A 23,243-nucleotide genomic window follows, 5' to 3' on the forward strand; every position below is an offset into this window, starting at 1 on the left:
ACCCGCACTCCTGTTGTGTCCTTCCGGCGTACGGCGCAAACAGCCCGGGTATCACCAAACAGGCAGAAGACGGTACGTCACCTGCCGTGGGTGAACGAGGAGTTGTGTACGTATGACGTGCTGGTACGAGGGCCCGTTGGCCGCGTTCGACACGGAGACCACGGGCATCGATGTGGAGACCGACCGGATCGTGTCGGCCGCGGTCGTCGTCCAGGACACCCCCGGTACCCGGCCACGGGTGACCCGGTGGCTGGTGAACCCTGGGGTGCCGGTGCCCGCGGGGGCGACGGCGATTCACGGACTGACGGACGAGCATCTTCAGCGCAACGGCCGCTGGCCTGCGCCGGTGATGCGTGAGATAGCCGACGAGTTGGCCGAACAGGCCGCCATGGGACGCCCGTTGGTGGTGATGAACGCGCCCTTCGACCTGACCCTCCTGGACCGGGAGCTGCGCCGCCATCGCGCGTCCTGTCTTGACCACTGGTTCGAGTCGACGGCGCTGCGGGTGCTGGACCCCCGGGTCCTGGACAAACACCTGGACCGCTACCGCAAGGGCCGCCGCACCCTCACCGACCTGTGCGCGCACTACGGCGTCACGCTGGAGGGGGCGCACGACGCGGGCGCGGACGCGCTGGCGTCCCTGGATGTCGTACGGGCGGTGGGCCGCCGCTTCGCGACCCGGCTGGAACGCCTGTCGCCGGCCGAACTCCACACGTTGCAGTCGACGTGGCACGCGGCACAAGCACGCGGTCTCCAGGCGTGGTTCGCGCGCAGCGGTACGCCGGAGCCGGTGGATCCGTCATGGCCCATGCGCCCGGACCTGACGGCCGAGGCGGCCTAGACGACCGCCGCGTCGGCGCACAAAAAGGCCGGTCCGCTACTGCGGACCGGCCTTTCCCGGTGGGCGATACTGGGTTCGAACCAGTGACCTCTTCGGTGTGAACGAAGCGCTCTCCCACTGAGCTAATCGCCCGGGAACGGACTGAACAATACAGGCCCCCGCCGGTTTCCTTCAAACCGCTTCCAGGTACGCGAGGAGCCCGCGCCGTCCGGCCCGCATCATCAGCGCGTGGTTGAGCCGGAACACCGGCCTTCCGGGGACGGCGAACCGCCTCAGCAGCGGCTGGTTCAGGTCGACCTCCTGGTCGTAGCGGGCGAGCGTGCCGGGGCCGTCGGCCGTGAGCGTCCAGCGTGCCCAGCCCGCCAGGTCGCCGGTCATCGAGATCTCCAGGACCCCGGCGGCCGGATCGCGTCGCACCTCCCGCGCGGTGAAGGTCAGGGCGTACGGCAGGCTCGCCCTGATGCGGATGACGCCGGTGGTGTCGTCGAGCTGCTTGACCTCGCGCACCTGCGGCCACCAGCGCGGATACTCCTCGGCCCGCTCCAGGACCGGGTAGACGACGGCGGGCGGCGCGGGCAGGGCCCAGCGGGTGTGGAAGCGGTAGTGGGTCCAGTCCATGGCGGGAGTCTGCCCGCTCATGGGCCCGTCTCCCGTCAACCAGGTTCGTTTGAGTACGCGTACTCATGTCGTACGACGTGACGGGCACCACACTCCGAACCATGACGCACATTCCGCCCCCGGCCGTGGAGTTGGGGCTTCTGGACGCCGAGCTGCGCCAACTGGACGCCCGCCGGGCCCAGTTGCTGCACCGCCGGGCCTGGCTGCTGACCGTGCTCCAGCCGGTCCGGCCCGCGCCCGTGCCGCCTCCGCCCACCGCATCGCCCCGCCCGGAGGCCTCCGCACCGGGCGTGCAGAACGTGCTGCTCCTGCTCGGCGGCATCCTGCTCACCCTCGCGGCGATGGCGTTCACCCTGGTGAGCTGGGGGAACCTGGGCATCGCGGGCCGGGCCCTGGTGCTGGGCGCGGTGACCCTGGCCACGCTCGGCGCACCGGTGGCGCTGCTGCGGCGGGGGCTGCGTTCCACGGCCGAGTCGCTCGCGGGCCTCGGCCTCGTCCTGACGGTGCTGGACGCCTACGCGCTGCACGAGGTGGCGTTCCCTGCCGGTGACGGCGTGACCTTCGCGGCGGCAGCGGCGACGGTACTGACGGCGCTCTGGACGGCGTACGGCCTCGGGCTCGCGGCACTCCCGGTCCCGGCCGCGCTGCCCACCTCGACGACCCTTCTCCTTCCCCTCCCCGCCGCGCTCGTGATCGCCCAACTCCCCTTGATTCTCTGGGCGATCGCGGTCGGCGGGGGCCCGCACACCATCACGGCCGCGGTGCTGCTGACCGCCGTGATCGACATGGTTGTCGCGCTCCGGGTCTCCCCCAAGGCCGTTCGTCTCGTCGCCGCCGGCGGCGCGTTCGGCATGGGTGGCTGGGGCGTGCTGGCGGCCGGCCTGATCTCCTTGGACGCGGCCGGTCCGGGCGCCGCCGCCCGTGCGGCGGCGCTCTTCACTCTCGCGGCGGCGGGCGCGTTCGGCACCGCGTGGCTCGCGGACGGTCGGGGACTGCGGACGGGTACAGCCGCGGCGGGCGGCCTGTTCGTGGTCGCCGCGCTCGGCGGCATGCTGCGCGCGTCACTCCCCGCCGACTGGACGGTTCCGGGCATGCGGCATCGCCCTGTTGACGCTTGTACGGGGCCGGCTCCCCGAGCCCGTGCGCCATGGTCTCGGCTGGGCCTCCGGTGTCGTACAGGCGGGTGCGGTGCTGTGGACGGTGCCGGTGGTCGGTGTCACGCTGCTGGGTCCGGCCGCGTGGGTGTCACATGCCTGGTCCGGTGCGCAGGGGGACGCCCGCGACGCGGCGACGATGGGCGCCTTCTGGCCGGCGCACACGACCGCAACTCCCCTGGTTCTCGCGACGGTTGCCGCGGTCCTGACCTTCGCGGTCAGCAACACCGAATGGCGGCCCCAGGCACGAACCGCAGCACTGACCCTGGTGTGGGCGATGGTGATCACCGCCCCGACGACACTCCAACTTCCGTACGGCCTGAGCCTGTTGGTGCAGGGCCTCGCGATCGTGGCCTTGCTCGCCCTCGCGCACCGTGCCGCCGTCCTCCTCGCCCTGCTCACCTCGCTCAGCCTGGCCGCCCTCTCGCTGGCCACGGAGCCGGCCACGCTCGCCGTACTCGCCTCCCTGACCGCCGTGTTCGCGGGGGCGGCCTGGCGCGGGCGTCTCGCACCGGCCTCCGCCGCCGCTTCCCTCGGGTACGCCACGGCCCTCACCTGCGCTGTCGGGGCCGCCCTGGACTGGCAGCCACAGCACATCGCGCTGCTGGTCCTCGTCGTACCGGCGACCGCCGCACTGCTGGCCACGCGCATCGCCGACCCGGTCACCACCATGGTCGTCGAGATCACGGGCGTGGCCGCGGCTCTGGTCGCGATCGTTCTCGCGGCGGGCGAACTGCCCATGCTGGCACTGGTGTTGGCCCTGTGCGGGGTGATCGCGGCCGGCACGGCGGTACGGCCCGAGCGCAGGGACGTCGGCTATGCGGCCGCCGCCCTCTTCGTCCTCGCCACCTGGGTACGCCTGTCCGCGTGGGACGTCGGCAGCCCCGAGGCGTACACGTTGCCGGTGACCGTCCCGGCGCTGTTCGTGGGCGCGCTGCGCAGGCGCCGCGACCCGAACGCCTCGTCCTGGACGGCGTACGGCCCCGGGTTGGCCGCCACACTCGCCCCGAGCCTCCTCGCGGCCTGGGCGGACGCGCACTGGACACGCCCGCTGCTGCTGGGTACGGCCGCGCTGGTCGTCACGCTGATCGGCGCACGACACCGCCTCCAGGCGCCGCTCGTCCTCGGCGGCGGCACCCTCGTCCTGGACGCGCTGCACGAACTCGCCCCGTATCTCGCCCAGGTGGTCGGCGCCCTGCCCCGCTGGGCACCGCCCGCCCTCGCCGGGGTCCTGCTGCTCGCACTCGGTGCCACGTACGAGCAGCGAATCAGGGACGCCCGGCGGGTGCGGGAGGTGCTGGGAAAGATGAACTAGCTCTCCGCTAGGGCATCTTGTCGCCGAGCAGGGCCAGGTTCTCGATGGCGGCGAGGCCGTAGAGCGCGGTGTCGTTCGAGGACACCCAGGCGGCCTCGCTGCCCGGGACGAGGGTGACGGGGCCGTTCAGCGCCTCCGTCTTCCACGGCGAGGACTCCATGTAGCCGTCCGAGCTGTAGAACTTGGTCCACGCGCGCTTGGCGAGCGTCTCGTCGCCGAGTTGTACGGCGGCGTAGGCGTCGAGGCGGGAGTGGCCCTGGAAGAGCAGCAGGGTGCCGAAGTTGGAGCCGTAGCGTGCCGCCTGTTCCGTCTTGGAGGCGTTGAAGTAGCGGCAGTAATCCATGTACACCTCCTTGAACTTGGGCATGTCGACCAGGTAGATCAGCTCCGCGCACAGCTCGTTGAGGCCGAAGACGGCGGAGAGGTGCGAGACGGAGACCACGGGTGCGCTGGCGACGGCGAACTTGCCCGTGTCGAGGTCGTACAGCCCGCTGCCCTGTACAAATCCGTTGGGCTGGGCGGCGATTGTCTCCATCGTGGACAGGACGCGCGCCTTGGCCTTCTCCCACTTGGGACCCTTGCGCTCCCACTCGGTCAGCCAGGCCGAGACGAGACCGCTCCAGTCCGTACCGAAGCCGATCGACAGGGCGTGCCGGTCGGGGGTGTACGGCTCGGTGCGGATCTTGCGGATCGGGTCGAGGACGAGGAACGTCTCGTCGGAGTCGACGTTGGCGGCCATGAGGTCGCCGACGCGTTCGTCGGCGGTGAGGAAGTAGTAGTAGCGCCGGTAGGTGGTGTTGGCGATGCGCTGCTGCTTGGCGCTGTCGGCGTAGTGCTGCACGCCGTGCCGGGTGCCCAACCCGGCCCATTGGCCCAGGTGGTAGACGTCGACCTCGCCGGTGTGCCGGGTGAGCGCCTCGGCGAAGCGGAAGATGTCCGAGCGCCCCGAGCGGATGTACGCGAACCAGAGCCAGATGTCCGGCGACAGCTCGGAGTTGTCCCAGGCGTAGCCGCCGACGTCGTACCGCCACTGGTGGCGCACGGTGTCGTAGGAGTGCATGAAGTCGCCGTAGTCCCAGAAGCCGTACCAACGGCGTTGTGCCACCTGGTCCTTGTAGTAGGTGAAGAGGAAGTCGAGGTGGTCCTCGATCTTCGCCTTGGCGGTGGTGGAGCGGTCGGGCTCGGAGTAGAGGCCGGGGCCGAAGACCTTGGACTTGATCAACTGCTTGGGCGGGGCGGCGAGTTGGGGCAATACCCGTACGGCTTCGACCTGTTGGGCCAGGGCTTCCGCCGCGGGCGTCGACTCGTTGGCCCAGAAGAGGAGTTCGGAGGTGCGGGCGATGCCGTACGGGGTGCCGAACTCGGGTTCGTAGTCCTCGTAGGTGATTTCGAGGCCTTCGAGCTGCTTGGCGTAGGTGTCCTGGCCCATGCCGTCGTGGTAGAAGCGCAGGTCCATCGGCTGGGCCTCGGGCGACCAGAGCCAGAGGGTGACCTCGGCCTCGTCGGTGTGGGCGTCGCGGATGTCGAGCTGGGCGGGGAACTTCTCCCAGAAGTCCCTTAGCCCGAAGGAGAATCCGCCGCTCGCGCCGCCGACGTATCCGAATCCGGAGGCGTGTCCGCCACCGCCGGCGGCGATCCAGCCGTGCCCCTTGGTGGTGCGCTTGCGCAGGGTGAAGCCGTCGGCGGAGAGCTGGGAGAGGGTGTAGTCGCCCCACTTGGGGATGTACTGGAGGCGGGTGGTGACCCGTTGGTCCCAGGTGGACGGGTCGGCCAGCTTCTGGCCCGCGTACTGGGCCGCCTGGACGGTCGCGCCCGGGTCGCGGCGGAGTCCGGTGATGCCCTGAACCGCCTCACGAAGCAGGCCTGTTCCCTCGCCGCCGATGCGGATGTGACGGTCGTAGGCCTGATCCCGCATCGGCACGGTGAAGCGGACGCCGAGACCGCGGATGAAGTCGCCGCTGGCCTTGCCCGGTTCGACCGTGCCGTCGAACGTGATGGTGTGCACCATGCGGAAGGAGTCGGCGCCCGCGTAGAAGTAGAGACGGATCGAGAACGGCAGCCAACTCCGGCCGCCCTTACGGTGCTTGCCGTCGATGCGGACGACCGCGCGGACCGGGCCGTCCTGTTCGACGGTGACATCGCCGATCACCCCGTCGAAGCGCTCGGTCTTCACCGAGCCCTGGTCCTCGTCCTCGATCTCCGGCTGGCGGATGAGGACGAGCCGCCCGTTCTTGGCGATCTCCGTGCCGCCCCGGGTGACCGACTTGATGAGGGTGGAGCCGTTCTTGCCGATCTTCGCGGTGATGACCCCGGTCGACACGTCGATGGTGCCGCCGTGCTTGTCGACGGTGACCTTCTTGTCGGGGGCGGCCGTGTCACCGGCGGTGAGGGTGAGCTTCCCGGAGCCCGAACTCACCGCGTGCGCGGTCCACTTGAGCGAGCCGTCGGGCCAGTAGGCGAGCGGCCAGGACTGCACGGGTACGGCCGTGCCCTCGGCGTCGGTCAGTGCGAAGGTCTGGTCCTCCTGGTAGGTGCCCATCGGCCATGGCACTCCGACCGTGGACCCGGGCGCGGCACCGAGGCCGCCGTCCTCCAGCCAGTCGAGGGTGACCGGGTCGTCGTCGGCCGCCGCGGTTCTCGGCGCGGCCTGGGCGTCCTTCGCACCGAGCGCCCAACTGAACTGCGCGGCGGCTCCGGCGACGGCCGCCGCCTTGAGAAGGGACCTGCGGGGAATGGGAGACATGGCCTTTCCTTTCCGTGCGGGAAATCCGTGCGGGAATCTGTGCGGGAATCCGTGCGCGACGCTTTCTTCAAGTCCGTCCGGTCAGGGGCATGACAGATAGAGGTACGACGCCGGGCGCGCGCCGACCTGGTGCGAGGGCACCGCCCGTCAGCGGTGCCGGTAGCGCTCCTCCACGGCGACGGCCGCCGCGGCGACGGCCCCCAGCACGGGGACCGCCAGCGGCGCGATGAGCAGGGCGGAACAGCCGACGAGGACCAGTCCGCCGACGAGCAGGAAGGATCCGGCGGGGTCGAGGACCGTGCGACGACCGGCGGCGGCGAGCAGCGCCCGCCAGGTCTCCTCCGGCGCCCAGACCGCCGCCGCGCGCATCCCGGCGACGACGATCCCGAGCAGCGCGAAGACGCCGACGGCACCGACGAGCGGCCCACCGGGCAGCCCGGCCGGCGCGGCCTGGACGTCCACCCACACGGCGGCCGCCGCACCCCATCCGGCGACCCCGACGACCCACCCGCCCCGCACGGCTGCCCGGAAGTCCGCGACGAACTCCCGCCAGCCGCCGCCCTCATGGGCGGTACGACGCCTCAAGTGCCGTGCTCCGGCGGCGAACGCGGCCGGATACGTGACAACTCCCGCCGAGGCGACGGCGATCCACACCCCGGTGAGCAGACATTCGGCGAACACCCCGAACCGCTCGGCGAAGACCGACTCCCCGCGCGCCTTCACCCGTGCTTCGGCCACCGTCTCAGCCCTTCAGTCCGGAGGTCGCCATACCGTCGATCAGATACCGCTGGAAGGCGAGGAAGAACAGCAGCACCGGCAGCAGCGCGACCAGTGACATGGCGATCATGCCGCCGTAGTTGGCCGCGACACCGTCGGAGTCGCGGAACATCATCAGGCCCAGGGAGACGGTGTACTTGCCCGGTTCGTTGAGGTAGATCAGCGGGCCCATGAAGTCGTTCCAGGCGTTGATGAAGGTGAAGATCGCGCTGGTGATGAGCGCGGGCCGGCACAGCGGCAGCACGATCGACCAGTAGATGCGCAGATGTCCGCAGCCGTCGAGGCGGGCGGCCTCGTCCAGTTCCCTAGGCAGGTTGCGCATGAACTGCACCATGAGGAAGACGAAGAATGCCTCCGTCGCCAGGTACTTGCCGATGAGCAACGGGACGTAGGTGTTGACCAGTTCGAGCTTCTGGAACATCACGTACTGCGGGATCAGCAGCACGTGGTAAGGCAGCAGGAGCGTGCCGATCATCAGGGAGAACAGCAGGTTGCGGCCGGCGAACCTGATCCGGGCGAAGGCGTAGGCGGTCAGGGAGCAGGAGACGAGGATGCCGAGGACCGAACCGAGGGCGTAGAAGAGGGAGTTCTGGAAGAAGGTCCAGATCGAGATGTCCGCGATGCCGTCGGCCAGGCCCCTGAAGTTGCCCAGGATCGGGTGGCCCGGGATCAGTTGCAGGCTGTTGATGATGTCCTTGCTGGGCTTGAACGAGGCGCCGACGACCCAGATCACGGGATAGAGGATGATCACGAGGATCAATAGGGCACCGAGGTGCCAGACGAGCGAGCCGGTGCGCCTGCGTCCGAGGCCGCTCAGGGGTTTGCCGGTGGTCGCGCTCATCGGGCGTCCTCCTCGTAGTGCACCCACTTCTTCTGCGACCAGAAGAGGACGGCCGTCGCGAGCGCCACGGCGAGCAACAGCATCCAGGCCATCGCGGAGGCGAAGCCCATCTGGGCGTTCTTGAAGCCCTGTTGGTAGAGGTAACAGGTGTAGACGAGCGTGGCATCGGCGGGACCGCACTCCGTGTTGGAGACGACGTAGGCCGAACCGAAGATCTGGAACGAGTGGATGGTCTCCAGCAGCACGTTGAAGAAGAGCACCGGAGAGATCATCGGCAGGGTGATGCTCCAGAACCTGCGGAAGGGCCCGGCGCCGTCCATCTCGGCGGCCTCGTAGAGCTCTCTGGGCACCTGTTTGAGCCCGGCCAGGAAGATGACCATGGGCGCCCCGAACTGCCATACGGTCAGCGCGACCAGGCAGTAGAGAACCCAGTCCGCGTTGCCGACCCAGCCGCCGACGTGGAAGCCGAGGAAACTCTGCGTACGGTCCACGACGGCGTCGTCGGAGAAGAGCGACCGCCAGACGAATCCGACCGAGACACTCGCGCCGATGAGCGAGGGGGCGTAGAACGCCGCCCGGTAGAAAGCCTGTCCGCGGCGGCTCTGGGCGAGCAGCAGAGCGACGCCGAGGGCGAGTAGCAGTTTCAGCGGGGTGCCGATGACGACGTATTTCGCCGTCACCTGGACCGATTTCTGCCACCGGGGATCGTGGAACATCCGGGTGAAGTTGTCGAAGCCGATCCACTTCGGCGAGTTGAAGAGGTTGTAGTCGGTGAACGCGAAGTAGAGGGAGGCGACCATGGGGCCCGCGGTCAGGAGCAGGAAGCCCGCGATCCACGGGGACATGAAGAGATAGCCGGCGAGGTTCTCGCGGCGCCCCCGCCGCCCGTTGGCTGCGGGGGCGGCGGAACGGGCCTTCCGGGTGGCGGGTGCGGAGTCCTTGACGAGCGTCACGGAGGTTCCCATCGGGCTGGTCAGGCTTGGAAGGCGGTTTCGGACTCGGTGAAGAACTGCTTCACCGCGTCCGCGACCTTGGTCTTGCCCTGGCCCAGGTCACCGGCGAGACGCAGGAACGAGGCCTCGACGGTGTCCGCGCCGGAGGGGTGCGGGGTGATCGTGCCGAGCACTCCGGCCTTCGCGGTGTCGGCCTCGTACTGCGCGATCTCCTTGCTGACCGCGTCGGTCGGCTGGAACGCCGCGTACTGCTCGGTGCTCGCCAGGATGCCGCGGTCGTAGCCCATGATCTTGCCGACTTCGGGGTCGTGGACCATGAAGTCGATGAACTGGGCGACCTCCTTGGGGTGCGAGGTGTGGGCGGAGCCGCTCAGCATCAGGGAGGCGAGGTACTGGCCGGTGTGTTTGCCGTCCATGGTGGGGATGGGCGCGAGGCCGTAGGTGCTGCTGCCCTCGGCCGAGTAGCGGACGGTGAAGTTGTCCCAGGTGAACTCCGAGGCCCCGTGGCCCGCGGACAGCGAGGACTTGGGCGTGTCCTGGGCGACGACCTTCGGGTCGGTGACGAGACCGGCCTTGATGCGGTTGTAGCCGTCCTGCCACCACTCCGTCAGATCGGCCTTGTCGAAGCCGAGTCCGTCCGCGGTGTAGAACGCCTTGCCGTTCTGTCGGAGGTAGAGGTCGTAGAGGTACATGATGCCGAAGTAGCCGGTGTCCCCGGGAACCTTGGTCTTGTCGTGAATGGTCTTCAGCGCCTTGAAGTACTCGTCCCAGGTCCAGCCCGTCTGCGGGTCGACGCCCGCCTTCTGGAAGACCTTCTTGTCGATGACCAGTGCCATGGTGTTGGAGCCGACCGGGACGCCGAGTTGCTTGCCGTCGACCTCGCCGACCTTGGTGACACCCGCACGGAAGTGATTGAGGCTCAGATTGCCTGCCTTGACCTGTGAGTTGAGGTCGAGAAGAACGCCTCTCTTGTCGTACTTCCGAAGAAATCCGACGGCATTCTGGAATACGTCTGGAGGATTTCCGCCTGCGGCCTGGGTCTGAAACTTCTCCCAGAACGAGAGATACGTCTGGAAGTCCGTCTTCACCTTGATCTTCGGATACTTCTTCTCGAAGAGCGCGATGGACTGATTGATCTTTTTCGCCCGCTCCTCGGCACCCCACCACGAGTAACGGATCGTCACCGATCCGTCCGCGGACGTGCCGTCGTTGCCGCCGCATCCCGTCGCGGCCAGGCCGAGCGTGACCGCCGAGACTCCGGCGGCCTTCAAGACCGTACGCCTCTCCACATTCGTGCCGGTTCCCATGACGGGCCCTCCCCGTAGCGTCGTTGCCACCTGCATGAATCGTTTCAAGTAAGCGCTTGCTGGCACAAGGTACGGAGGCCCTCGGGGTGCGTCAATGATTCGGACAGAATTTTCTTGTGAACCCGCTGAGCGCTACGACGGCACCAACTGGCCCATCGCGCGGGCGACAGGAGGGACACCGCAGGTGAGGCGCCCACGATCGGTCGGCCGAACAGAAAGCAGCCTGCCGCGGTCCGCTCCCGACCGGCCGAAAAACGCCTGGACGGTGGGGAGTTGACCACGCGGCCCGGCGGGCGAACGACGACGGCCCGACTGCGTGATCGCAGACGGGCCGTCGATTCGGGTGGGCGATACTGGGTTCGAACCAGTGACCTCTTCGGTGTGAACGAAGCGCTCTCCCACTGAGCTAATCGCCCCAGGCGCGCGGAGAACCGCGCGCACGGAGAACATTACCGCATGTCAGCGGTGCCTCCGACCAGCGCGGGAAGGCACCCCGACACCGTCACCGGGTCACTGGTCCTTGATGTTCCAGGGCATCACGACGCCGAACTTCCAGACGTAGATGCCGACCAGCGCGACCACGATCACCAGGCCGATCGAGGTCAGGACGATGTTGCGGCGGCGCACCGCGGGGTCGAGCGCACGCTGTGCCGCCTCGGTGACCTTGCGTTTGGTCCAGCGGAGCACCAGTTGGGCCCAGACGAACTCGGTCGCCCAGATCGCCATGCCGCCGAAGATCACCACCCAGCCGGGTCCCGGCAGCGGCAGCATGACGATGCCGGCGCCCACGACCGCCAGGCCGACGACGAAGACGCCGACCTGCCAGCTCATATGCAGCGCACGGCGCGCCTTGATGAATTCCGGCGCCCTGGAACCGAGCCCGCGCTCGTCCCGCGCCCCGTCCGCTCTCGTCTCGTCCGGCGTTTCGCCGGCCACGGCAACCTCACCCGGATCGTCACTCCCCGTATTCATACGGACAAACCCTACCCGAGGGAAACCAGTCACCGGAATGGCCGCACGGAGCGCTCGACCTCTCGGCCGGAAGAGTTACGTAAAGGCACGCAAAACACTCAGAGGGGTTTACAACGGCACCGTAGGTGGCATGTCGATTTCGCCGACGTGCGAATCCCCGAGCGCACACTGAGCGAAAGGCCCTGGCGCTTATGAACACCACGGTCAGCTGCGAGCTGCACCTGCGCCTCGTTGTGTCGAGCGAGTCATCCCTGCCCGTCCCCGCAGGCCTGAGGTACGACACGGCCGACCCCTACGCCGTGCACGCCACCTTCCACACCGGAGCCGAGGAGACCGTCGAGTGGGTGTTCGCCCGCGACCTTCTCGCGGAGGGCCTCCACCGGCCCACCGGCACCGGCGACGTCCGAGTCTGGCCATCCCGTAGTCACGGTCAGGGCGTCGTCTGCATCGCGCTGAGCTCTCCGGAGGGCGAGGCCCTGCTGGAGGCGCCGGCGCGAGCCCTGGAGTCCTTCCTGAAGCGGACGGACGCGGCCGTGCCACCCGGCACGGAACACCGGCACTTCGACCTGGATCAGGAGCTGTCGCACATCCTGGCGGAGAGCTAGCGCGAGGTCCCGACCAAGCCGCCCGGCGCCGTCCGAACTCGGGGAGACGGCTCGGGCCCAGACAACCGAATAGGGCATACACCGGCGCCGTCGCCGCGATTCGTCGCGGGGGCGGCGCCGGTGCGCGTGGCCGCCGCCGCGCAACGCTCCGGGGTGTTCGGGGAACCACCAGGGGCGCGGTGCCGTTCATAGAGGCAGGAGGCCGCCCTCCGGGAAGCCACTACCATCGGCCAGCATCGGCGGGCGCCCGCCCGACCCCCAGGCCAGGGAGCGAAACGTGCTGATCACCCACGACACCCGGTGCGCCCTCGACACCGTGGTCGATCTGGTGAACACCGCACCGGAGGACGCCGCGGCGCCGGACGGACTGCAGGATGTCGCCCTGCTCGCGGATTTCGTACGAAACCACGAGATCAGCGATGTCGGGGTGCTGTCGGAGTTCGACCTGTCCGCCGTGCGCCGGATCCGCGGCCGGTTCGCCTCGGTCTTCTCGGCCCCGGACACCCGGGCCGCAGCCGGAGTGATCAACGATCTGGTCGCCGCCGCCGGTACCACCCCCCGGCTCACGGACCACGACGGCTACGACTGGCATGTGCACTACTTCGCGCCCGGCGCCTCGGTCGCCGACCATCTCGCCGCCGACTGCGGGATGGCGCTCGCGTTCTTCGTGGTGGCCGGCGAGCAGGAGCGGCTGCGCCGCTGCGAGGCCCCCGACTGCCGACGCGCCTTCGTGGACCTTTCCCGGAACCGCTCCCGCAGGTACTGCGACAGCCGCACCTGCGGAAACCGGCTGCACGTGGCCGCGTACCGGGCCCGGCGCAAGGAGGCGGCGGGCTGACGTCCACGGTCCACCTCGATGAGGTCGATGAGGTCGTGGCCCCCGGCGGGTGACGTCGGGGACCACGAGTACGGCTCACAGCATCAGCAGGTCGTGCAGCGAGGCCATGAGCAGCAGACACCCGATCACCGCTAGGAAGATCATCAGCGGTGGCTGGGAAAGGGCGAAAAGGCAGCCGCGCGGCTCGTCCTTCGGCGGCGCGGCGTCGCTCTGTGTCGTGTCCAGCATCTCGCGGCGATGATGACGCAGCGGAGACCCTCGGCGCGATCAACACGCCCGATAAGAGAGGGAGTTCGCTGAATTCCGTGATGTCCGTTTCGGGTCGCGTCGCGTCCTGAACGGTTACCGGCGGACCGGGCCCACTCTGTGTCGTTTCAGTCGCGGTCCGGTCCGGCCGTCATATGCCGTGCTTCTTCAGGATCGCCTCGATGTCACTGAAGTCGTCCCCGCTCTGCGCTCGGGGCGCCGCGGCGGGCCGGGCCGCCGGACGCTTGGCCGGTCCCAGCGAGGGTGCGGAGGCCGCCGGGGCCACCGCGTCCTGCTTGGTGGAGCCTCGGGCCGCCCTGCGCTCCTTGCGGGTGCCACCGCGGCGGCGCTCCACGGCACGGGTGCCCGTGAACATCAGCCAGGCACCGCCCAGCAAGACGAAGCCCGCCCAGGCCATGGGACTGAACGCGGTGTCGGCCACCCAGCCGACGATCCCGGTCATCACCAGGCCGACCGGCACCAGCGCATAGGCGGCGATCCTGGCGGCGGAGAGAAATCGCTTGCGGTACGCAGTGACCGCCGCGATGCCCAGGCCGGCCGCGGAGACGGCGGAACAGACGGTCTCGGCAATCATCCGGTCCTCCAGGCAGGTCCGTCGGGCGGGTCTCGGTCGGTCATGGTCGTCGGTCCGGGCCCGCTCGATTCCGTTCGGGCCCCGCAGCGTGCACTTCGTCCCTTCCATCCTGCACCGTCCGGTCCCCGCGAGGCCATGCCCCGGTGCGACATCAGGGACATCTCCGGGTCGCCTCCTCCCCAGGTGCCGGTCGCGTCGTACGCGTGCGGCCCGTGGTCCGGTTGGGGCCCTGTGTCCGGGGCTGGGAGACTGGTGCCATGAGTGACCTCTCCTCCGCGCGCACCCCCGTCCTCGACGTCTGGTGCGAGCTCCAGTGCCCGGACTGCCACAGCGCCCTGGACGATGTACGCGCCCTGCGGGCCCGCTACGGCGACCGGCTGGAGCTGAGGCTGCGGCACTTCCCGCTGGAGAAGCACAAGCACGCCTTCGCCGCCGCGCAGGCCGCCGAGGAGGCCATGGAGCAGGGGCGGGGCTGGGACTATGTGGAGGCCGTGCTCGGCCGGGTCGCGGAGCTGGACCGTAAGGGAGAACCCTTCCTGGTCGAGGTCGCCGGTGAACTCGGTCTGGACGCCGAGGAGTTCGACACCGCTCTGATCGACGGCCGGCACATCCTGATCGTCGACGCCGACCAGGCCGAGGGCAAGGCCATCGGCGTGACCGGCACCCCGACGTACGTCATCGGCGGCGAGCTTCTCGACGGCGGCAAGAGCCAGGAGGGGCTCCGCGCCCGGATCGAGGAGATCGCCGACCGGCTGCTCGCCGGGGGCGAGTGAGCCGCGCGGTGCGCCTCAGAGCAGGTTCTTGTACAGGTGGTGGGTGACCGTCTCGTAGCCGAGCGACTCGTAGAGGCGCTCGGCCGGGGTGTTGCCCGCGAAGACGTTCAGCCGGATGACGGGCAGACCCGCCGCGATGCCCTGCGCCTCGGCCAGGAGCATCAGGGTGCGGCCGTGGCCCTTGCCCCGATGGCCGGCGTCGGCCTCGACCTTGTAGACGAAAGCCTTGCCTTCGCGGGGGCCCGTCCAGAGGGTGCCCACCGGGGCCCCCTCGTGCTCCAGGACGCTGAAGACCATGCCCGCCGTGTCCACTCCGTCCGGCAGCAGGGTGGCGTCGCTGTCGAGGGCCCTGGCCCTGGCCTGCGCCTCGGGCACACCGCGCTCGGTCCAGCTCTGGATGAAGCCCTCCGTTTCGCGCTCCTGCCAGGGGCCGAACTCCTCCCGGGTCATGGGCCGCCCCAGGCTCCCCGCGGGCAGTTCGGGCGCGGTGTCGCCGAGCGGTTTCTCCATGTGGCGGTTGCGCACTACGTAGCCGAGAGCCGTCGCCACCTTCAGCGCCGCCTCGGCCTCCGCGGGCACGGACGCCTCGATCCGCTCGCAGCCCCAGCCGCGCACCACTTCCTCGGCGGCGAGCGCGGCCACCGTGCCACGACCGCGCCGACGGTCCTGCTCTTCGATGCGCAGGTCCAGGATCTGGGCCACGGAGTCGCCGAAGAACGGACTCGTGGCGAGGTGTATCGCGCCGACGGGACGGCTGTTCACACACACCTGGTAGCGGCGCGAACGTGTCCCGTCGGCCTCGTGCTGAAGCGGCTCGGTCGGCCGTAGGGTCGTGGTCATCAGTGGAGTTCTACCCGACCAGGAGCACCAGGTCAGCCCAATAATCGAGGCTTTTATGGATCGAGGTCGTCGCCCGAGCGCTCGGCGAAGACGCGCATGGCCTTGGCGGTCACCGGGCCCGCCACGCCCGGGAGTTGGCGGTCGTCGACCAGGTGGACGGCCTGTACGTCCCGCAGCGACGACGTCAGGAAGACCTCGTCGGCGCGCTCCAGGACGTCCAGCGGCAGGTCGATCTCCTTGGCGCCGGTCCATTCGACGGTCAGGGCGCGGGTGATACCGGCGAGACAGCCGGAGGTGACCGGCGGGGTGTGGATCTCGCCCTCCAGGACGACGAAGACGTTCGACCCGGTGCCCTCGCAGAGTTGGCCGACCGTGTTGGCGAACAGCGCCTCGGAGGCGCCGAGTTGGTGGGCGCGGGCGAGGGCGACGACGTTCTCGGCGTACGAGGTGGTCTTGAGGCCGGTGAGGGCGCCGCGTTCGTTGCGGGTCCACGGGACCGTGACGACGGCCGTGGAGTCGGGGCGGCGGTTCGCCTCGCCGAGGGCGATCACGAGGGTCGGTCCGTGCTCGCCGCGGTCGGAGCCGAGGGGGCCGTGGCCGCCGGTGTAGGTGATGCGCAGCCTGCCGAACGGCATCGGGTTGGCGTCGAGGACGGCGGCGCAGCCGCGGCGGACCTCGTCGAGGTCGGGGTCGGGCAGCCCGAGGCCGCGCGCCGAGCGGGTCAGCCGGTCGAGATGGCGGGTCAGCGCGAACGTCTTCCCGTCCGTCGCCTTCACCGTCTCGAAAACGCCGTCGCCCACGGTCAGTCCGTGGTCGAAGACGGAGACACGGGCGGACTCGATGTCCTGCAGGCCGCCGTCGAGCCAGATCTTCATGAAAGAGCCCCTCCACTCACCTCGTACACACCCGACGCTACCGCGAGCAGCCGCGACGCCTTCAGCTCGGTCTCCCGCCACTCCCCCTCGGGGTCCGAGCCCCAGGTGATGCCCGCGCCGGTGCCGAAGCGAAGCACGCCGTCGGCGCGGTCGATCCAGAAGGTACGGATGCCGACGGCCAGCTCGCCGGTGCCCCGGTCGGCGTCGACCCAGCCGATGCCACCGCAGTAAAGGCCCCGAGGCGCGGTCTCCAGGGCGTCGATGATGCGCAGGGCACTGGACTTGGGGGCGCCGGTAACGCTCCCCGGCGGAAAGGCGGCACCCAGCAGCTCCGGCCAGCCGGCGCCCTCGGGCAGCTCGCCCCGGACCGTCGACACGAGGTGGACCAGGCCGGGGTGCTTCTCCAGGACGCACAGATCCGGCACGGTCACGGTCCCTGTCGCGCAGACGCGGCCGAGGTCGTTGCGGACCAGGTCCACGATCATCACGTTCTCGGCGTAGTCCTTCTCCAGCAGGTCCGCCTCGGTGCGCCCGGTGCCCTTGATGGGACCGGACTCGACGACCCGGCCGGTGCGCCGTAGGAAGAGTTCCGGAGAGGCGGTCGCCGTCTCGACACCGTGGCCAGGCAGCCGAATCGTTCCTGCGTACGGCGCCGGGTTGCCCCGGGCGAGCAGCGCGGTGAGGGCGTCGACGTCCGCGTCGGGCCCGACGGGCGCCGACAGGACCCGGCACAGGTTGGCCTGGTAGACCTCGCCGGCCGCGATGTGCTCCCGGATACGGCGGACGCCGGCGGTGTAGGCGGCGCGGTCGAGGGACGAGCTCCAGGCGTCGGTCGCGGGGCCGTGCCAGGCGCCGGGGACGGGTGCCGGGACCGGTTCGTGTCGTACGTCTCGGAAGCGGGCGCAGGTCAGACGGCCCTCGAAGTCGGCCGCGACCGCCCAGAAGCCGGTGGAGTCCAGGGCCGCTGGGTCGCTGGTGACATCGAGGAGACCGGTGGCGACGCGGCCGCCGAAACGGGCGAGGGGAGCGAGGTCGAGCACGCCGTCGAGTCTATGGCGGGTGTCTCCCAGGTTGCCCGGTCATGTCCCCACGGGTGCCCTGACCATGTGTTGCCGTAGTCGCAGGCCAGCACGCTGCACAAACGCGTTTTTGTACTGGCCCCGGAATCCGCTAGAGTTCAACTCGTCGCCGCGACGCGCAAGCCGAGCGGAAACGACAAGCGGACGTAGCTCAGTTGGTAGAGCGCAACCTTGCCAAGGTTGAGGTCGCCAGTTCGAACCTGGTCGTCCGCTCGCAGGAAGTGGGGGCTCTTCCCGAACCCCTACGCTCCTGGTGGAGTGGCCGAGAGGCGAGGCAACGGCCTGCAAAGCCGTCTACACGGGTTCAAATCCCGTCTCCACCTCCAAGGACGATTAGCTCAGCGGGAGAGCGCTTCCCTGACACGGAAGAGGTCACTGGTTCAATCCCAGTATCGTCCACTGGTCCGCGAGGATCCCCGCGCGATTAGCTCAGCGGGAGAGCGCTTCCCTGACACGGAAGAGGTCACTGGTTCAATCCCAGTATCGCGCACGCACCGCCCATGATCCCCGGATCGTGGTCCCGAGGACGATTAGCTCAGCGGGAGAGCGCTTCCCTGACACGGAAGAGGTCACTGGTTCAATCCCAGTATCGTCCACACCTCGAAGCCCCCGGCCGTCTCGTACGGCCGGGGGTTCTTCCGTGTGCCGGTCAGCTCGAGAACAGCATGTGGCCGAAGCTCTTGTGGCGGTGGTGGCCGCCGTGACCGCCGTAGTGGCCACCGCCGTGACCGCCGCCGTGCGGGGCGCCCCAGGCGGGCGCGGGCGGGGCCGGGTAGGCCTGCGGGCCCGGGGGCGGCGGCGCGGGCTGCTGCCACTGGGACTCCACGCGGGTCAGCGCTTCGAGCTCGCCGTAGTCGAGAAAGATCCCGCGGCAGTTGCTGCACTGTTCGATCTGGACACCGTTGCGGTTGTACGTGTGCATCGGCGCATGGCACTTCGGACACTGCATGCTCGGCTCAACTCCTCGCCCGTCGGTACATCTTGGTGTTTCCCCAGGACAGACTCCGTCCGACCCCGGTCGGTTGCAGCCTACTTCGCGGATCCGGGCGCCAACTCGGGTGGGACGGAACCCATGCGGTCGCACGCGTCCACCACAGCCTGTTCGACCTCGTCCAGCGGTCGGCCCGCCGTGACCGCCTTGACGATCGCCAGGGCCGCGGTCTGCACGGTGAGGGCGCGGGCCGGGACGTCCAGGGCGGGCCAGGGGTCGCCGTCCGCGGGCACGGCCGGGCCGCCCGCCGCGCGGTACGCGGCCAGGAAACGGACCCACTCGTCGGCCGGGAGCAGCCCGCAGGCGTACCAGGCGGCGGGCCGGGCCAGGTCCCACCCCGGAACCCCCGCGCCCAGGTCGTCGACGTCGATCAGCAGCCAGGGGCCGTCGGGGGCCGGGTACCGGACGAGCTGGCCGAGGTGCAGGTCGCCGTGGCAGAGGGTGGTCGTGTCGGGCTGGGGCGACTCTGCTCGGGCCCAGGCGGGGAGGCTCGTCCAGGCGCGCAGGACAGGGGCGGCCGCGGGGTGGGGGCCGACCGCGCGGAGGCGGGTGATCGCGCGGAGCGCCTTGCGGGGACCGCGCATGGGGGGTAGCGGACTGGGGGCGGGGGTGCGGTGGAGACGGGCGAGGAGAGTGGCCGCGGCTTCCCAGGGGGCCGCGTCCGGATCCTCCGGGTCCACGGGGGTGCCGTACGGCCAGAGCGTCACCAGGCGGTCGTGCAGGTGGAGGGGGGTGGGGTCCAGCGGGGGCAGGAGGATGCCGGGGAGGTGTGCGGCCGTGGTGAGGCGGGCGGTCAGTTCGGCGGGGTGCGTGTCCGGGGCATGGGCCTTGGCGACGGTGTCCGCGTGGCGGACGACTGTGCCGTCGGGGCGGTCGGTGAGGGTGGCTCCGCCGGGTTCGCAGGGGCAGGTCGCCGCGTGTGCGTGTGCCGTGGTCCTGGCTCGGTGGGTGAGCTGGGAGAGGAGGGGGGTGGCGGCTGTCACGGAGCTTCCTGGGAGCGGGCGGTGTCGGTCTCGTCGTGAGCCTACGGCGGTACGGCGGGCTCGGGCCGCCTGTGTGGTTGAGGGGCGGGCACAGCAAAGCCGGCGTAGCTCCCCAGCTACGCCGGCTTTTCTTGCCGTCCGCCGCACCCCCGTCCCCACGGGGTTTCATGGGTGGATGTCCCCGCCCGGACCGCTCTTCCGGGCCTGGGGTCGCCGCTCAGCGCCCCAGCATCACTCCCACGGACGACGCCTGTGTGGCCACGGTCTCCCAGCCGTCGAAGACGACGAGGAGCAGGACCGCCAGGGGAAGTGCCATCAAGGTCGCCACCAGTGGGTGGCGACGGCCCGTGCGGCGGGTGTGGAACGCCGCGTTGTACGCCTTGCGTCCCTCGGTGCGGATCAATGCCCGCGGTGCCGTGTGGGCCATGGTCCCTCTCCTGACCGTGCTCCGTTGACCGAACTCAGTTGTCGTTGGCAGCGGCGGGTGTCTGACCTCGGGGGACGAGTGCTGCACCCGCCGCTTGACCTCAAATCTAGGCGTCCGGCGGGTGCGGGTCGTCATGCCCTCGTACCGATTGGCGGGCCTCCCGGAGGATGAGCAATGACCTGCGAAGTACTCCCCTGGGTGGAGATGGCGCCCTACGTCTCGGGGTCTTCCCGGAGGGGAAGTCCGGTGTGCCCCGCTTTCTCTGAGCTGTCCTCGCGCGGGACCGGCTGCTCGACCAGAGCCAGGACCCTGGTCGCCATGAAGCGGGCGGTGCGCACCACGGAGCCGTTACGGGTGACTTCGCTCACTTCCACCACACCTCGGCGCACCGCTGTCTCCACCCGACGGCCCGCCCTGCTCGCCACCACCTCATATGTACGTGTTGTGTCGCCGGCGTCCACCACTATCTCGACGCGATCACCCTTCACGCGCTCAATCCCCCTTCTGTGATGGTTGGTTGGGATCGGGGGCTAGGCGAAGTCCTGCTGTTCGCACGGCCTCTGACCACTCTTCAAGTTTCCCACCCGGCACTGACAATCCGTCGGTCCGAGAGGGCGCGGCCTTTGCGCGCGGGCGCCCGTGGAAACGTAAGCTGTCGCTCGTCACACGGACCGGGCAGCGGGGATGAACATGGCGATGATGCGCCTGAGGCGCGAGGACCCGCGCGTCGTCGGCTCGTTCAGGCTTCACAGACGGCTCGGCGCGGGCGGAATGGGTGTCGTCTACCTGGGCTCCGACCGCAAGGGCCAGCGGGTCGCGCTGAAGGTCATCCGGCCGGATCTGGCGGAGGACCAGGAGTTCCGTTCGCGGTTCGCGCGCGAGGTCTCGGCCGCCCGGCGGATCCGCGGTGGGTGCACGGCTCGGCTGGTCGCGGCGGACCTGGAGGCGGACCGGCCGTGGTTCGCCACGCAGTACGTGCCCGGGCCGTCCCTGCACGACAAGGTCGCCGACGAGGGTGCGCTGGGCGCGGCCGAGGTCGCCGCGATCGGGGCCGCCCTGTCGGAGGGGCTCGTCGCCGTGCACGAGGCCGGGGTGGTACACCGGGATCTCAAGCCGTCGAACATCCTCCTCTCCCCCAAGGGCCCGCGGATCATCGACTTCGGTATCGCCTGGGCGACCGGTGCGTCGACGCTCACGCACGTCGGTACGGCGGTCGGTTCGCCCGGCTTCCTCGCGCCCGAGCAGGTGCGGGGGGCGGCGGTCACGCCGGCCACGGACGTGTTCTCGCTCGGTGCCACGCTCGCGTACGCCTCGACGTCCGACTCGCCCTTCGGGCACGGCAGTTCAGAGGTGATGCTGTACCGCGTGGTGCACGAGGAGGCGCACCTGCACGGCGTGCCGGACGCGCTGGCCCCCCTCGTCCGCGCCTGCCTCGCGAAGGACCCCGAGGAACGGCCCAGCACCCTCCAACTGTCCTTGCGCCTCAAGGAGATCGCCGCCCGCGAGGCCCAGGGCCTGTCCGACGTACGACCGCCCGCGCCGCGCGCGGGGGAGGCGGACCGGCCCACCGGGCGGCTCACCGAGAGCTACCCCGAGCAGCGCACGCAGGGCGCGCGCCGTCCGCAGGGCACCCCGACACCGCGCGGTGCGGCTCCGCCGTCCCGGGGGGGCGGAGCCCCTTCCCGGCCTGGCTCGGCACGGCCGACCCCGGCGGGACGCAACACCACCCGCTCCGGCAACGGCAGCCGCCCCACCCCCCGCAACGGCACCGGCCGCCCCGGCCCACGCACCACGGGCACCGGGCGACGCCCCGCCAATCCGCGCCTGCTACGGCAACGACTGTTCGTGTTCGTCGTGGTGACCCTGCTGGTCGCACTCGGAATCGCGGTGGCCCAGGGCTGCTCGGGACCGGCACACGGCCTCGACAGGCCTGGGGGCGGGGTGCGGCAGGAGCGGGTCGCGGGGGCGGATGGCCCGGTACCGGGCGGGACGGTGACGGCGGGGCGGCGGTACGGGTCGCTGGGCGCCGACGGCGCGTAGCTGCGGACGGGCGCTGCGCGCCACGTGAGCCGGGAGGCTACGGCCGCGCGATGCACGTCGGCGGGCGGCTTCGCCGGGCAGCGACGGGTGGGCGGTGGGCGAGCCGACAAGGCGACGACAGGCCCGCAGCCGGCTGAGGATCTGCATCGGCCCCCCGCTCTCCCATCCCCGCTACAACCCCGGCAGCACCCGCTCGAAGAACTCCCGGTCCGCGTCGAAGAGGGGGGTGAGGGTGAGGAACTCGGTCGGGGTGACCCAGCGGAACTCGGAGACCTCGGACGGGTCGGGGACGATCGTGGGGTTGCCTGTTTCGGTGGCGGTCCACCAGTGGAGGCGGAAGCTGCCGTCGTCCGTCTGGGACTCCCAGACCTTGGTCAGGGGCGAGACCGCGAGGCCGACCTCCTCGTGGACCTCTCTGACCAGGGCCTCTTCCTGGGTCTCCCCGGGTTCGAGCTTGCCGCTGAGCGGGGCCCAGTAGCCGGAGCGGGCGGAGCCGGGGCCGCGGCGAATGACCAGGACGCGGTCCGCGCGCCGGAGTACGGCGACGATCGCCTCGCGCGGGACCAAGCGGGCTCCTAGAGTTCGGGGCGGCCGGTCGCCACCGCGTAGAAGGCTACGGCAGCCGCGGCGCCCACGTTGAGGGAGTCGACGCCGTGGGCCATCGGGATGCGGACCCATTCGTCGGCGGCGACCAGGGCCTGGGTGGACAGGCCGTCGCCCTCGGCGCCGAGCATCAGGGCGACCCGGTCCATGCGGTGCGGGGCGGCCTCGTCGAGGCTCTTCGCCTTCTCGTCGGGGGTGAGGGCGAGGAGGGTGAAGCCGGCCTCGCGGACCGACTCCAGGCCCTTGGGCCAACTGTCCAGGCGGGCGTATGGGACGGAGAAGACCGCGCCCATCGAGACCTTCACGCTGCGGCGGTAAAGGGGGTCCGCGCAGTCCGGGGACAGCAGGACCGCGTCCATGCCCAGCGCCGCCGCCGAGCGGAAGATCGCGCCGATGTTGGTGTGGTCGTTGACCGACTCCATCACCACGACCCTGCGGGTGGTCTGGAGGAGTTCGAGCGCGGTCGGGAGCGGTTTGCGCTGCATGGAGGCGAGCGCGCCCCGGTGGACGTGGTAGCCGGTGACGCGTTCGGCGAGCTCCGGGCTCACCGCGTAGACAGGGGCCGGGAGTTCGTCGATGACGTCCCGCATGACGTCGACCCACTTCGCGGACAGCAGCATCGACCGCATCTCGTAGCCCGCGTCCTTGGCCCTTCTGATGACCTTCTCGCCCTCGGCGATGAACAGGCCCTCGGCCGGTTCACGCTTGCGGCGCAGCTCTACGTCGGTCAGGCCCGTGTAGTCACGCAGGCGCGGGTCGTCGGGATCCTCAACGGTGATGAGATCGGCCACAGGGTGATACTGCCTTGTCCTGGGTGTGGTGCCAAC

General features: G+C 70.1%; 23 protein-coding genes, 7 tRNA genes and 1 pseudogene. 11 read left to right on the forward strand and 20 right to left on the reverse strand.

From position 1 onward, the window contains the following. Positions 1 to 112: 112 nt before the first annotated feature. Positions 113 to 841, forward strand: coding sequence for a 3'-5' exonuclease (locus ABZT04_RS18345; RefSeq protein WP_356057644.1), 729 nt, complete (start codon positions 113 to 115; stop codon positions 839 to 841). A gap of 60 nt (positions 842 to 901) precedes the next feature. Here the strand turns inward: ABZT04_RS18345 and ABZT04_RS18350 are convergent. Together ABZT04_RS18350 and ABZT04_RS18355 are read right to left on the reverse strand one after the other, a co-directional pair. Further along, positions 902 to 973: transfer RNA gene (locus ABZT04_RS18350), tRNA-Val, on the reverse strand. Positions 974 to 1,012: 39 nt separating this feature from the next. Beyond that, positions 1,013 to 1,459 carry an SRPBCC family protein gene (locus ABZT04_RS18355; protein WP_356057856.1) on the reverse strand — a complete coding sequence of 149 codons (447 nt, stop codon included), beginning with the start codon at positions 1,457 to 1,459 and terminating at the stop codon, positions 1,013 to 1,015. A gap of 65 nt (positions 1,460 to 1,524) precedes the next feature. On the opposite strand from ABZT04_RS18355, the pseudogene ABZT04_RS18360 reads away from it, so the two are divergent. Further along, a pseudogene (locus ABZT04_RS18360) lies at positions 1,525 to 3,928 on the forward strand (hypothetical protein). 7 nt (positions 3,929 to 3,935) lie between these two features. Here ABZT04_RS18360 and ABZT04_RS18365 read toward each other — a convergent pair. The 7 genes from ABZT04_RS18365 to ABZT04_RS18395 form a co-directional block, all read right to left on the reverse strand. Beyond that, a complete protein-coding gene (locus ABZT04_RS18365) occupies positions 3,936 to 6,671 on the reverse strand; it encodes a Tat pathway signal sequence domain protein (protein WP_356057645.1) in 2,736 nt (911 codons plus the stop codon). Positions 6,672 to 6,818: 147 nt separating this feature from the next. Next, positions 6,819 to 7,409, reverse strand: a complete 591-nt coding sequence (locus ABZT04_RS18370) for a hypothetical protein (RefSeq protein WP_356057646.1) — start codon at positions 7,407 to 7,409, stop codon at positions 6,819 to 6,821. A gap of 4 nt (positions 7,410 to 7,413) precedes the next feature. Further along, positions 7,414 to 8,289 carry a carbohydrate ABC transporter permease gene (locus ABZT04_RS18375; RefSeq protein ID WP_356057647.1) on the reverse strand — a complete coding sequence of 292 codons (876 nt, stop codon included), beginning with the start codon at positions 8,287 to 8,289 and terminating at the stop codon, positions 7,414 to 7,416. Next, positions 8,286 to 9,254, reverse strand: coding sequence for a sugar ABC transporter permease (locus tag ABZT04_RS18380; RefSeq protein ID WP_356057648.1), 969 nt, complete (start codon positions 9,252 to 9,254; stop codon positions 8,286 to 8,288). The genes ABZT04_RS18375 and ABZT04_RS18380 overlap by 4 nt, the downstream gene beginning before the upstream one ends. An 8-nt stretch (positions 9,255 to 9,262) precedes the next feature. Continuing rightward, positions 9,263 to 10,549, reverse strand: a complete 1,287-nt coding sequence (locus ABZT04_RS18385; protein WP_356057649.1) for a sugar ABC transporter substrate-binding protein — start codon at positions 10,547 to 10,549, stop codon at positions 9,263 to 9,265. A gap of 344 nt (positions 10,550 to 10,893) precedes the next feature. Continuing rightward, a tRNA-Val gene (locus ABZT04_RS18390) sits at positions 10,894 to 10,965 on the reverse strand. A gap of 94 nt (positions 10,966 to 11,059) precedes the next feature. Then, positions 11,060 to 11,521 (reverse strand): TIGR02611 family protein, encoded by a 462-nt coding sequence (locus tag ABZT04_RS18395; protein ID WP_356057650.1) that lies wholly within the window; start codon positions 11,519 to 11,521, stop codon positions 11,060 to 11,062. A gap of 191 nt (positions 11,522 to 11,712) precedes the next feature. Between ABZT04_RS18395 and ABZT04_RS18400 the strand changes: the two genes are divergently transcribed. Together ABZT04_RS18400 and ABZT04_RS18405 are read left to right on the forward strand one after the other, a co-directional pair. Beyond that, positions 11,713 to 12,126: an SsgA family sporulation/cell division regulator gene (locus tag ABZT04_RS18400; protein ID WP_004002642.1), complete on the forward strand. Its 414-nt coding sequence runs from the start codon at positions 11,713 to 11,715 to the stop codon at positions 12,124 to 12,126. 277 nt (positions 12,127 to 12,403) lie between these two features. Further along, on the forward strand, positions 12,404 to 12,964 hold the full coding sequence (locus tag ABZT04_RS18405) for a CGNR zinc finger domain-containing protein (protein WP_356057651.1): 561 nt from the start codon (positions 12,404 to 12,406) through the stop codon (positions 12,962 to 12,964). A 75-nt stretch (positions 12,965 to 13,039) separates the two neighbouring features. Here ABZT04_RS18405 and ABZT04_RS18410 read toward each other — a convergent pair whose 3' ends face one another. Then, the gene (locus tag ABZT04_RS18410; protein WP_019059824.1) at positions 13,040 to 13,192 is read right to left on the reverse strand and encodes a hypothetical protein; all 153 of its coding nucleotides are present in this window, start codon (positions 13,190 to 13,192) and stop codon (positions 13,040 to 13,042) included. Positions 13,193 to 13,361: 169 nt separating this feature from the next. After that, positions 13,362 to 13,805: a hypothetical protein gene (locus ABZT04_RS18415; protein ID WP_356057652.1), complete on the reverse strand. Its 444-nt coding sequence runs from the start codon at positions 13,803 to 13,805 to the stop codon at positions 13,362 to 13,364. 257 nt (positions 13,806 to 14,062) lie between these two features. On the opposite strand from ABZT04_RS18415, the gene ABZT04_RS18420 reads away from it, so the two are divergent. Beyond that, positions 14,063 to 14,578 carry a DsbA family protein gene (locus ABZT04_RS18420; protein WP_356057653.1) on the forward strand — a complete coding sequence of 172 codons (516 nt, stop codon included), beginning with the start codon at positions 14,063 to 14,065 and terminating at the stop codon, positions 14,576 to 14,578. A 15-nt stretch (positions 14,579 to 14,593) separates the two neighbouring features. Here the strand turns inward: ABZT04_RS18420 and ABZT04_RS18425 are convergent, their stop codons facing one another. Genes ABZT04_RS18425 through ABZT04_RS18435 form a run of 3 tightly spaced genes read right to left on the reverse strand, consistent with a single transcriptional unit; the run spans position 14,594 to position 17,333 of the window. Next, positions 14,594 to 15,418, reverse strand: coding sequence for a GNAT family N-acetyltransferase (locus ABZT04_RS18425; protein WP_356057654.1), 825 nt, complete (start codon positions 15,416 to 15,418; stop codon positions 14,594 to 14,596). 53 nt (positions 15,419 to 15,471) lie between these two features. Continuing rightward, the gene (locus tag ABZT04_RS18430) at positions 15,472 to 16,293 is read right to left on the reverse strand and encodes an aminodeoxychorismate lyase (protein ID WP_356057655.1); all 822 of its coding nucleotides are present in this window, start codon (positions 16,291 to 16,293) and stop codon (positions 15,472 to 15,474) included. Beyond that, positions 16,290 to 17,333: a chorismate-binding protein gene (locus ABZT04_RS18435; RefSeq protein ID WP_356057656.1), complete on the reverse strand. Its 1,044-nt coding sequence runs from the start codon at positions 17,331 to 17,333 to the stop codon at positions 16,290 to 16,292. Before ABZT04_RS18435 ends, ABZT04_RS18430 begins: the two co-directional genes overlap by 4 nt. 179 nt (positions 17,334 to 17,512) lie before the next feature. Between ABZT04_RS18435 and ABZT04_RS18440 the strand changes: the two genes are divergently transcribed. The 5 genes from ABZT04_RS18440 to ABZT04_RS18460 all read left to right on the forward strand — a co-directional run bounded on the left by ABZT04_RS18440 (position 17,513) and on the right by ABZT04_RS18460 (position 17,968). Next, positions 17,513 to 17,585 (forward strand) — tRNA-Gly (locus ABZT04_RS18440). A 39-nt stretch (positions 17,586 to 17,624) separates the two neighbouring features. Then, positions 17,625 to 17,698: transfer RNA gene (locus ABZT04_RS18445), tRNA-Cys, on the forward strand. 1 nt (position 17,699) lies between these two features. Next, positions 17,700 to 17,771: transfer RNA gene (locus tag ABZT04_RS18450), tRNA-Val, on the forward strand. Positions 17,772 to 17,790: 19 nt separating this feature from the next. Further along, positions 17,791 to 17,862, forward strand: a tRNA-Val gene (locus ABZT04_RS18455). A gap of 34 nt (positions 17,863 to 17,896) precedes the next feature. Then, positions 17,897 to 17,968: transfer RNA gene (locus ABZT04_RS18460), tRNA-Val, on the forward strand. A gap of 53 nt (positions 17,969 to 18,021) precedes the next feature. Here ABZT04_RS18460 and ABZT04_RS18465 read toward each other — a convergent pair. The 4 genes from ABZT04_RS18465 to ABZT04_RS18480 all read right to left on the reverse strand — a co-directional run bounded on the left by ABZT04_RS18465 (position 18,022) and on the right by ABZT04_RS18480 (position 20,261). After that, positions 18,022 to 18,321, reverse strand: coding sequence for a zf-TFIIB domain-containing protein (locus tag ABZT04_RS18465; protein ID WP_318015217.1), 300 nt, complete (start codon positions 18,319 to 18,321; stop codon positions 18,022 to 18,024). 80 nt (positions 18,322 to 18,401) lie between these two features. Beyond that, the gene (locus tag ABZT04_RS18470) at positions 18,402 to 19,346 is read right to left on the reverse strand and encodes an aminoglycoside phosphotransferase family protein (protein ID WP_356057657.1); all 945 of its coding nucleotides are present in this window, start codon (positions 19,344 to 19,346) and stop codon (positions 18,402 to 18,404) included. Positions 19,347 to 19,563: 217 nt separating this feature from the next. Beyond that, complete coding sequence (locus tag ABZT04_RS18475) at positions 19,564 to 19,773, reverse strand: hypothetical protein (protein ID WP_355919133.1); 210 nt, start codon at positions 19,771 to 19,773, stop codon at positions 19,564 to 19,566. Positions 19,774 to 19,985: 212 nt separating this feature from the next. Beyond that, a complete protein-coding gene (locus ABZT04_RS18480; protein ID WP_026150855.1) occupies positions 19,986 to 20,261 on the reverse strand; it encodes a hypothetical protein in 276 nt (91 codons plus the stop codon). 196 nt (positions 20,262 to 20,457) lie between these two features. Between ABZT04_RS18480 and ABZT04_RS18485 the strand changes: the two genes are divergently transcribed. After that, complete coding sequence (locus ABZT04_RS18485) at positions 20,458 to 21,813, forward strand: protein kinase (protein WP_356057658.1); 1,356 nt, start codon at positions 20,458 to 20,460, stop codon at positions 21,811 to 21,813. 171 nt (positions 21,814 to 21,984) lie between these two features. On the opposite strand, the gene ABZT04_RS18490 is transcribed toward ABZT04_RS18485, so the two are convergent. Together ABZT04_RS18490 and ABZT04_RS18495 are read right to left on the reverse strand one after the other, a co-directional pair. Continuing rightward, the gene (locus tag ABZT04_RS18490) at positions 21,985 to 22,380 is read right to left on the reverse strand and encodes an NUDIX domain-containing protein (protein ID WP_356057659.1); all 396 of its coding nucleotides are present in this window, start codon (positions 22,378 to 22,380) and stop codon (positions 21,985 to 21,987) included. An 8-nt stretch (positions 22,381 to 22,388) separates the two neighbouring features. Beyond that, positions 22,389 to 23,207, reverse strand: a complete 819-nt coding sequence (locus tag ABZT04_RS18495; protein WP_200691403.1) for an RNA methyltransferase — start codon at positions 23,205 to 23,207, stop codon at positions 22,389 to 22,391. Positions 23,208 to 23,243: the final 36 nt, after the last annotated feature.

This window comes from Streptomyces sp. NPDC005492 (genome assembly GCF_040605995.1).
Classification (GTDB): domain Bacteria; phylum Actinomycetota; class Actinomycetes; order Streptomycetales; family Streptomycetaceae; genus Streptomyces.